Source organism: Pseudomonas fluorescens (assembly GCF_902497625.1).
Taxonomy (GTDB): domain Bacteria; phylum Pseudomonadota; class Gammaproteobacteria; order Pseudomonadales; family Pseudomonadaceae; genus Aquipseudomonas; species Aquipseudomonas fluorescens_BQ.
In genome coordinates, this window is the sequence record NZ_CABVGX010000120.1 from 1 (window position 1) to 1,228 (window position 1,228).

Consider the following 1,228-nt stretch of genomic DNA (forward strand, 5'->3'; position numbering starts at 1 on the left):
ACAGACAAGCCCCCTTATCACAGGCATCCCCCCTCACCACAGGCTACCCCCCTCACCGCTAGACCTGCCCGCAGGGCTCCGGGACAACCATCTTCATCTGATCTAATCACTTGTTTCTGTGGCGAGGGGGCTTGCCCCCGTTCGGCGGCGCAGCCGTCGTAAAAACCTCGCACGCGGTGCGCCTGGTACATTGAGTCTGCAGGTTTCAGGATCGCTTCGCGACCCAACGGGGGCAAGCCCCCTCACCACAGGCAAGCCCCCTTATCACAGGATTCCCCCCTCACCACAGACAAGCCCCCTTATCACAGGCATCCCTGTAGTGGTCTAATGAAACCGGACACCCATTTAGGCGAGAATGCTCGCCAGATCGAGGTGTCAGATGACCAAACAACGCCGCTCCTTTACTCCTGAATTCAAGCGCGAGGCCGCAGCCCTCGTGCTCAAACAAAACTACAGCTACATCGAAGCCAGCCGTTCACTAGGCATTGGTGAGTCGGCATTGCGCCGCTGGGTTGACCAGATTCAGAAAGAACATAAAGGCATCACCCCGCAGAGCAAGGCGCTGACGCCGGAACAGCAAAAAATTCAGGAGCTGGAGGCCCGGATCGCTCGGCTTGAGCGAGAGAAATCCATATTAAAAAAGGCTACCGCGCTCTTGATGTCGGAAGATCACGAGCGTTCGCGCTGATTGCCCAGTTGAGCGCCCATGAGCCGGTTGATTGGCTGTGCAAGGTGTTTGACGTCACTCGCTCGTGTTACTACGCCCAGCGCCTGCGGCGCCGCACGCCCGATGTTGAACGGCTTCGATTACGTAGTCGCGTCAGTGAGCTGTTCTCGCAAAGTCGCAGCTCCGCGGGCAGTCGTAGCATTCTGTCGCTGATGCGTGAAGACGGTGAGCAACTCGGTCGATTCAAAGTTCGTAGCTTGATGCGCGAGCTTGATTTAGTCAGCAAACAACCCGGCTCCCATGCCTACAAACGAGCAACAGTAGAAAGACTGGATATCCCGAACACATTGAACCGCGAGTTCGACGTGCCAGCGCCTAATCAAGTCTGGTGCGGCGATATCACCTACATTTGGGCTCAAGGAAAGTGGCATTACCTGGCTGTCGTCCTAGATCTTTGTACGCGTCGGATCGTGGGCTGGGCGCTGTCGGAAAAGCCAGACGCTGAGCTGGTGATCAAAGCGCTGGATATGGCTTACGAGCAGCGTGGCAGGCCTTCGGATC

1 pseudogene is annotated in these 1,228 nt (G+C 57.1%); it reads left to right on the forward strand.

From position 1 onward, the window contains the following. Positions 1-379: 379 nt before the first annotated feature. Positions 380-1,228: pseudogene (locus tag F8N12_RS27530) on the forward strand (IS3 family transposase); the annotation flags it as partial.